Source organism: Alteromonas sp. P256 (assembly GCF_036864455.1).
GTDB lineage: Bacteria > Pseudomonadota > Gammaproteobacteria > Enterobacterales > Alteromonadaceae > Alteromonas.
Map to the genome: position 1 here is coordinate 1 of NZ_JAZETM010000039.1, position 490 is coordinate 490.

Here is a 490-nt window from a genome sequence, read left to right on the forward strand (position 1 = left end):
AGCAAAGCTGCGTACGTTTCTTTGTACACCTAACAAAACGCTGTTGGCACTCCCTCCGGTCGCTGGGACGCTAACACGTGGGCTGACTCACTTCGTTCGGATTTTAGCCCACGTGCTAGCGCCCCAAAGCTTAGCGTTATGTACTTAAGGAAACATGAACCTACTATTTGTTTGTTCAGAAAATCGTTTACGTAGCCCAACCGGTGAAGAAGTCTTTTCTGAATATGAAGGAATCAACGCAATCGGGTGCGGCACAAATGCAGATGCCGAAACACCGCTTTCAGGCGACCTTATTGAATGGGCTGACGCCATCTTAGTTATGGAAAAGTCTCACAGAAACAAGGTCGCCAAAAAGTACAAAGATTTACTTAAAGGTAAAAAATTGGCTTGCTTAGACATACCAGACAATTACGAGCGCATGCAGCCCGAACTCGTTCGCCTTTTAAAAAGTAAGGTTCCAAAGTTTGTGCGGTTGTAATTGGCACGCACA

General features: G+C 45.7%; 1 protein-coding gene. It reads left to right on the forward strand.

The window, feature by feature from the left end; translation table 11 throughout:
- Nucleotides 1-154: 154 nt before the first annotated feature.
- On the forward strand, nucleotides 155-478 hold the full coding sequence (locus tag V7R39_RS17750; protein ID WP_218398540.1) for a low molecular weight protein tyrosine phosphatase family protein: 324 nt from the start codon (nucleotides 155-157) through the stop codon (nucleotides 476-478).
- The last annotated feature ends 12 nt before the right edge of the window (nucleotides 479-490 follow it).

Coding starts and splice junctions, on each gene's coding strand:
- V7R39_RS17750 (WP_218398540.1), top strand. CDS start 155: ATGAACCTACTATTTGTTTGTTCAGAAAATCGTTTACGTAGCCCAACC.